This is a genomic window from Mycobacterium sp. TH-M15 (assembly GCF_057473705.1).
In genome coordinates this window covers 1-7,049 of sequence record NZ_JBYCLB010000509.1, presented here as the reverse complement: position 1 = coordinate 7,049, position 7,049 = coordinate 1, and the positions used below count along the sequence as shown (strand labels likewise).

Annotated in this window: 8 protein-coding genes; all 8 read left to right on the top strand. The window is 70.4% G+C overall.

Going from position 1 to position 7,049, the window contains the following annotated elements; all coding sequences use genetic code 11:
- On the top strand, positions 1-305 hold a 305-nt coding region (locus AC2VNT_RS12480; RefSeq protein WP_486947158.1), incomplete at its 5' end, for a DUF2784 domain-containing protein.
- Between the two features lie 10 nt (positions 306-315).
- Positions 316-879 carry an isochorismatase family protein gene (locus AC2VNT_RS12475; protein WP_486947157.1) on the top strand — a complete coding sequence of 188 codons (564 nt, stop codon included), beginning with the start codon at positions 316-318 and terminating at the stop codon, positions 877-879.
- Positions 879-1,670, top strand: a complete 792-nt coding sequence (locus AC2VNT_RS12470; RefSeq protein WP_486947156.1) for a nuclear transport factor 2 family protein — start codon at positions 879-881, stop codon at positions 1,668-1,670. Before AC2VNT_RS12475 ends, AC2VNT_RS12470 begins: the two co-directional genes overlap by 1 nt.
- 45 nt (positions 1,671-1,715) lie before the next feature.
- Positions 1,716-2,159 (top strand): TOBE domain-containing protein, encoded by a 444-nt coding sequence (locus AC2VNT_RS12465; RefSeq protein ID WP_486947155.1) that lies wholly within the window; start codon positions 1,716-1,718, stop codon positions 2,157-2,159.
- Positions 2,160-2,269: 110 nt separating this feature from the next.
- Positions 2,270-3,019 carry an ATP-binding cassette domain-containing protein gene (locus AC2VNT_RS12460; protein WP_486947154.1) on the top strand — a complete coding sequence of 250 codons (750 nt, stop codon included), beginning with the start codon at positions 2,270-2,272 and terminating at the stop codon, positions 3,017-3,019.
- 2 nt (positions 3,020-3,021) lie between these two features.
- Positions 3,022-4,935 (top strand): YhgE/Pip family protein, encoded by a 1,914-nt coding sequence (locus tag AC2VNT_RS12455; protein WP_486947153.1) that lies wholly within the window; start codon positions 3,022-3,024, stop codon positions 4,933-4,935.
- Entirely contained in the window at positions 4,932-6,257 is a 1,326-nt protein-coding gene (locus AC2VNT_RS12450; protein ID WP_486947152.1) for an ABC transporter substrate-binding protein, read from the top strand. Before AC2VNT_RS12455 ends, AC2VNT_RS12450 begins: the two co-directional genes overlap by 4 nt.
- The coding region (locus AC2VNT_RS12445) for a carbohydrate ABC transporter permease (RefSeq protein ID WP_486947151.1) at positions 6,254-7,049 on the top strand (796 nt) is incomplete at its 3' end. The genes AC2VNT_RS12450 and AC2VNT_RS12445, both read left to right, overlap by 4 nt.

The following is a 7,049-nucleotide window of genomic DNA, read 5'->3' as shown; positions in this document are numbered from 1 at the left end:
TCGTCTGCTACGTCGTGATCGGCGGGTTTCTGGCGCTGCGGTGGCGGCGCAGCATCTGGCTGCACGTCGCCGCGGTGACCTGGGGGGTGCTGATCATGGTGGCACACCTGGATTGTCCGCTGACCTGGCTGGAGCGCTGGGCCCGGGCCCGGGCCCGGATGGCGCCGCTTCCGCCGGAGGGGTTCATCGCCCACTACCTCACCGGCGTGGTCTACCCGGCCGACCGGGTGGGAACCGCCGAACTGATCACCCTGCTGCTGGTGATCGGGTCCTGGGGCGTGTACGCATGGCGCGGCCGGCGATAGCGTGGTCGGTATGCGGGCGCTGATCATCGTCGACGTGCAGAACGACTTCTGCGAGGGCGGAGCGCTGGCCGTGGCCGGCGGCGCGGCGGTGGCCCGCGCGATCAGCCGCCACCTGAGCGCCACCGACCGCTACCGACACGTGGTGGCCACCCGCGACGACCACGTCGACCCGGGCGAGCACTTCTCCGATCACCCGGATTACCGGTCGTCGTGGCCGCCGCACTGCCTGGCCGGTAGCCCCGGCGCCGAGCTGCACCCCGATCTGGACGCCGGCCGGATCGAGGCGGTGTTCCGCAAGGGCGCCTACGGCCCGGGCTACAGCGGCTTCGACGGCGTCGACGACGCGGGCACCGCGTTGGCCGACTGGCTTCGCCAGCGCTGGGTGGACGCGGTCGACGTGGTCGGCATCGCCACCGACTACTGCGTGCGCCAGACCGCCGAGGACGCGGCCCGCGCCGGCTTCGCCACCACCGTGCTCACCGACCTCAGCGTGGGAGTGGCCGCCGAGTCGACCGCCGCCGCGCTGGCGGCGATGCGGGCCACCGGGGTCGCGCTGACCGAGGTCGCCGCCTGATGGGCGCCGCGGCAGCAGACCTGCTGGCGGCGGTGGAACGGTCACCGCAGGCCGCCGCCGCCCACGACCGCGCCGGCTGGACCGGGCTGTTCGCCGCCGACGGGCGGATCGAGGACCCGGTGGGGTCACGGCCACACGTCGGGCCGGCACAGATCGGCCGCTTCTACGACACCTTCATCGGGCCGCGCGACATCACCTTCCACCGCGACCTGGACATCGTCCGCGGTTCGACGGTCGTGCGCGACCTCGAGTTGGAGGTCGCGATGGGACCGGCGGTGGTGATGCACATCCCGGCGTTCCTGCGCTATGACCTGCACCGCGTCGACGGCGACTGGCGGATCACCGGGCTGCGGGCCTACTGGGAGCTGCCGGCGATGATGGGGCGGTTTCTTCGTAACGGATTGGCCGCCGCGCCGGCGGCGGCGCAGCTCTGCCGCGGTCTGCTGGGTAATCAAGGCCCGGTCGGGGCGGCCGGCTTCGCGGCGGGTTTCCGCCGGCCCGGCCGGCGGGCCAAACGGCAGGTGGGCGCGGTGGTCTCCGCGCTCGCCGGTGCCGACCCGGCGACCGCGACACCGTTACTGGCGCCCGGCGCCACCATCACGGTCGGCGACGGCGACCCGGCCGACGCCACCGAGCTCGGTGAGCGGCTCCGGGATAACCACGTCGGCAAGATGATCGGCGCGGGCCGCACGGTGGTCGTCCGCGTCGGCTCCGGGGTGCTCTTCGCCGAACTGGGCCGACCCGGGGAGCTGGTCAGCAGAATCCGGTATTTCCCGCAGACAGGGGGGTAGGGCAACCCCGGTGCTGCTCGCAGCCGTTGCGCTTAAGCTCGGTGCGTGCCCAGTTTCCGAATCGCCGAAGTCGCCGGGCTGCTCGGGGTCAGCGACGACACGGTTCGCCGGTGGATCGATTCCGGCCGGCTGGCCGCCAGCTCCGGCAGCGGGCCGCGCACCGTCGACGGGGCGGTGCTGGCCCGCTTCGCCCAGGAACGGGCCGCCGCCGAACAGCTGTCCCGCAGCCCGGTGGTCGGCCAGTCGGCCCGCAACCGGCTGGTCGGGCTGGTCACCAACGTGACCCGGGACGCCGTGATGGCGCAGGTCGACATCCAGGCCGGACCGTTCCGGATGGTGTCGCTGGTCAGCCGGGAGGCCGTCGACGAACTGGCGTTGCAGCCGGGCAGCCTGGTGGTCGCCTCGGTCAAGGCCACCAACGTGGTCGTCGAGCTGCCCCGGCGGCCGGGGCCGGCCGGGCACACCGACCCGGCGGACGGATTCGGGTAGACCGGCGGACGGCCGGCCCGAGCGCGCCGGGTGTGGATCCACCGCGAGAAACCGGCCCGGATTCCGCGGCCGTCGCACGCTTTGCCCGGCGTTGTTGCTTTGATGGGTCAATGACGGGGAGTGAGAGCGCCGACACCGGGGCAGAAACCGCCGGGCCGCCGCTGGCGATCGTGGCCCGGGGGATATCGATGACCGGCCCTTGGGGGCCGGTGTTCGGCCCGGTCGACCTGGACATCGCCGCCGGCGGGGTCAGCGTGCTGACCGCCCCGGGCGGGTCCGGGCGGACCGCGTTGCTGATGACGCTGGCCGGCCGGATGAAGCCGGCGACCGGGACGGTCACCGTGTTCGGGCAGAGCAAGGCCCGCGACATCTTCGCCCGGTCGGCGCTGGCCGGCGTCGAGCAGCTGGACTCGGTCTTCGAGTCGGTGACGGTGCGCGACCTGATCACCGAGCAGTCCCGCTGGGACGCCCGCTGGTATCGGTTGGTCGGCCGGGCCGGCGAGGCCGAGCTGGCGAACGTCTGCCAGCCGGTCTTCGGTGACCTGCCGCTGCCGCGGCTCACCGAGTACGTCGAGGAGCTCGACGAACTGAACGGGCTGTTGCTGCGGGTCGCGCTGGCCAACACCGCCCGGCCGCCACTGCTGGTGGTCGGCAGCGTCGACCAGGTGGCCAGCGACGACAACCGCGCGGAGCTGATCCGTCGGCTGGTCGCGCTGGGGGAACACCAGACCGTGGTCACCGCGAGCGTCAACGAAGTACCGGCGGGGTTGGGCGTCGCCGAACAGATCGCCGTCAAGAATCTGGAACGGGCCGAACTCACCCACCCCGGGCGCGGCAGACACGAGAAGAGGGACGACTGACCATGCTTGCCGGAATGTCGCTGGGCACCGACCTCAAGCGCTACTCCCGCGGTGTGATGCCGCGGGTGGCGCTGGTCACGATCATCGTGCTGCCGCTGCTGTACGGGGCGATGTACCTGTGGGCGTTCTGGAATCCGTTCGCCGCCGTCGACAAGATCCCGGTGGCGCTGGTCAACCAGGATCGCGGCGCGACCGTCACCGGCCACGAACTGCGCGCCGGCGACCAGGTGTCCGAAGCCCTGATCCACTCCGGTCAGCTGGACCTGCACCAGATGTCGGCCGACCAGGCGGCCAAGGGCGTCTCCGACGGCAGCTACTACTTCTCGATCACCCTGCCCGCCGACTTCAGCGAAGCGGTGGTGTCGCCGGCCGGGCAGCACCCGCAGAAAGCCGAGATCCAATTCCGGTTCAACGACGCCAACAACTACCTGGCCTCGGTGATGGGACAGAACGCCGCCCGGGAGGTGCTCAACCAGGTCAGCGCCGAGGTCGGCGAACAGGTCATCGGCACCGCGCTGACCCAGGTGACCGACGAGGTGAAGCGGGCCGCCGACGGTGCCCACCAGCTGTCCGACGGATCGGCGACGCTCGCCGAGAACCTGGCCACCGCCCGCGACGGCTCGGCCACCCTGGCCACCGGCGCCCAGCAGCTCTCCGGCGGGATCCAGCAGGCCACCGACCCGCTGCTGAAGATGATCGACGACGTCGGTGCGCTGGGGATCGACCCGAACGAGGTCGGTGCGGCGGCGACCCGGCTCTCCGGCAGCATGAAGGACCTCAGCGACCGGATCGCGGCGCTCAACGTCGACTACCGGCAGGCCGCCGGAATCGTCAGCCAGGTGGCCGACAGTCTGCGGGCGAACCCCGACCCGAACGTACGTGGGCTCGGCGACACCCTGGCCGGCGCGCAGCGGCTGCTCACCGCCACGGGGATAGACCCGGCCACCGACGACGGTCTGGCGCAGCTGCGCAGCAACGCTCAGCAGTTGGAGAACGACCTGGGTGACCCCAACAGCAAGCTGCGCAGGTTCATCACCCACGCGCTGGACGGCGGGTTGAAGGCCGATCTGGTCGCCCTGCGCTCCGGCGCAACCGAGCTCGACAACGGGGCGCACAAGCTCAGCGACGGGCTGGTGCAGTTGACCGACGGCAGCGTCAGACTCGACGACGGCGCGCAGCAGTTGGCCAGCGGACTCGGCCAGGCCGACGAACGGGTCTCGGCGCTCACCGACCAGCAGCGCATCCAGGTGTCCCAGATCCTGGCCAGCCCGGTCGGTGTCGAGATGGACTTCACCCATCACGCGACGACGTTCGGCACCGGCTTCGCGCCGTTCTTCCTGCCGCTGGCGCTGTTCATCGGCGCGTTGATCATCTGGATGCTGTTGACCCCGTTGCAGACCCGCGCCATCGTGAGCGGACTCGGCGCACTGCGGGTGGTGCTGGCCTCCTTCTGGCCGGCGCTGCTGCTCGGGGTGGCTCAGGTGCTGTTGATGTACGTGGTGGTGCACTTCGGGGTCGGCCTGCAGGCGAAGTACGCGGCCGGCACGGTCGCCTTCCTGGCGCTGATCGCCGCGGCGTTCCTGGCGCTGATCCAGGCGTTCAACGCGGTCTTCGGCGTCGCGGTGGGCCGGGTCGTCACGCTGGCATTCCTGATGTTCCAACTGGTCTCGTCCGGCGGGGTGTATCCGGTGGAGACGACGGCGAAGCCGTTTCAGATTCTGCACCCCTACGACCCGATGACCTATGCGGTCAACGGGCTGCGACAGCTGACCGTCGGCGGCATCGACTCGCGGATGTGGTTGTCGGTGGCCGTGCTGGTCGGCATCCTGGCCGCGTCGCTGGCGGCCAGCGCGTGGGCGGCGCGACGGGACCGGCAGTTCACGCTGGAACGACTGTATCCGCCGATCGAGGTGTGACCGCGGTGCGACGACGAGCGTTTCTGCGCGGCGCCGGTGCGCTGGGCGCGGCGGCGTTTTCGCCGTGGCCCGCCGGGTGCTCCCGAGACGACGACGCGCTCACGTTCTTCTTCGCGGCCAACCCCGACGAAGCCGACACCCGGCAGCACATCATCGACGCGTTCCAGCGTGACCATCCGGAGATCACCGTCCGCGTGGTTCGGGCCGGGGGCGACCCGCCGCAACAGATCTCGACGTTCTGCGCCGGCGGCAAATGCCCCGACGTGCTGATGGCCTGGGAGTTCAACTACGCCAGCATGGCCCAGCTCGGCGTCTTCCTCGACCTGAACACGATGCTGGCCGCCGACCCGGAATTCGCCGCCACGCTGGCCGCCGACAGCATCCCGGCCTTGTATGAGACGTTCAGCTTCGGCGGCGGCCAGTACGCGTTCCCCGAGCAGTGGGCGGGAAACTTCGTGTTCTACAACAAGAGACTCTTCGCCGACGCCGGGGTGCCGCCGCCGCCGACCCGCTGGGAGCAGCCGTGGAGCTACGCCGAATTCCTCGACGCGGCCACCGCACTGACCAGGCGCGGCAGGAACGGCCGGATCACCCAGTGGGGCTTCGTCGACACCTGGTCGCCGGTGTACTCGGCCGGCCTGTTCGGGATGAACAACGGCACCCCGTGGTCCACCCCGCGAATCGACCCGACACACCTGAACTTCGACGACGACACGTTCATCGAAGGCATCCAGTTCTACGCCGACCTGGCCGCCGTGCACCGGGTGGCTCCGGTCGCGGCCGACACCCAGGCGATCTCCACCATGGACCTGTTCTCGGTGGGCCGCGCGGCGATGGCGATGGGCGGGCACTGGCGGTACCAGACCTTCGCGCGGGCCGAGGGGCTCGACTTCGACGTCACCGTGCTGCCGACCGGGCCGAGGGCGCAGGAGAGCGGTGTTATTGGCCACTCCAACATCGGCACCACCGGCCTGGCCATCGCCGCCGGCAGCCGGCGCAAGGAGCAGGCCTGGGAGTTCGTCAAGTTCCTGGCCGGGCCGGCCGGCCAACGGATGATCGGTGAGTCCGGGCTGTTCGTGCCCACCCTCACATCCGCGATCCACTCGACCGGCTTCGTCGACGCACACCGGGGCGTCGACAACCTCGCCGTGCTGACCGGCGGTCCGGCCCACTCCGAAGGCATGCCGATCACGCCGTACTGGGACAAGGTGCACGCCCTGATGGACCGCGCCTTCGGGCCGGTGCTGCGCGGCAAGCGCCCGGCCAGCACACTCAAGACCGGGCTGCCCCGGCAGATCGACGAGGTGCTGGCCAACCAATGACCGCAACCAAACGTCGCGCCCGGGCCGGACGCTGGTTCGTGGCGCCCAACCTGGCCGCGGTGGCGCTGTTCATGCTGTTCCCGCTGGGCTTTTCGCTGTACATGGCCGTACAGCGGTGGAATCTGTTCACCCCGCCGAGGTTCGTCGGCCTGGCGAACTTCCGCGACCTGCTCACCGCCGACCCGCTGTTTTTGATCGCGATCCGCAACACCGTCGTCTTCGCCGTCGGCACCCTGGTCCCGACGGTGCTGATCAGTCTGGTGGTGGCCGCCGCACTGAACCAGAAGCTCAGCGGTATCGGCGTATTCCGAACCATCGCCTTCCTGCCGCTGGCGGTCTCGGCGGTGGTGATGGCGGTGGTGTGGCGGTTCGTGTTCAACACCGACAACGGGCTGCTGAACCTGCTGCTGGGTTGGGTCGGGATCGGGCCGGTCCCGTGGTTGATCGACCCCAACTGGGCGATGGTCTCGCTGTGTCTGGTCAGCGTGTGGAAGAGCGTGCCGTTCGCCACGGTGATCCTGCTGGCGGCGATGCAAGGGGTACCCGAGACGCTGTACGAGGCGGCCCGGATCGACGGCGCCGGCGAGCTGCGCCGGTTCGCCTCGATCACCGTGCCGATGATCCGCGGGGCCCTGACCTTTGTGGTGGTGATCTCGATCATCAACGCGTTCCAGGCCTTCGACCTGGTCTACGTGCTCACCGGCAGCAACGGCGGACCGGAGACCGGCACCTACGTGCTGGGCATCATGGTTTTCCAGCAGGCCTTCGCCTTCCTGGACTTCGGCTACGCAT

Bases quoted from the DNA above. Each gene is read 5' to 3' on its own strand.
- AC2VNT_RS12460 (WP_486947154.1), top strand. From the start codon at position 2,270: ATGACGGGGAGTGAGAGCGCCGACACCGGGGCAGAAACCGCCGGGCCG.
- AC2VNT_RS12455 (WP_486947153.1), top strand. From the start codon at position 3,022: ATGCTTGCCGGAATGTCGCTGGGCACCGACCTCAAGCGCTACTCCCGC.
- AC2VNT_RS12470 (WP_486947156.1), top strand. From the start codon at position 879: ATGGGCGCCGCGGCAGCAGACCTGCTGGCGGCGGTGGAACGGTCACCG.
- AC2VNT_RS12475 (WP_486947157.1), top strand. From the start codon at position 316: ATGCGGGCGCTGATCATCGTCGACGTGCAGAACGACTTCTGCGAGGGC.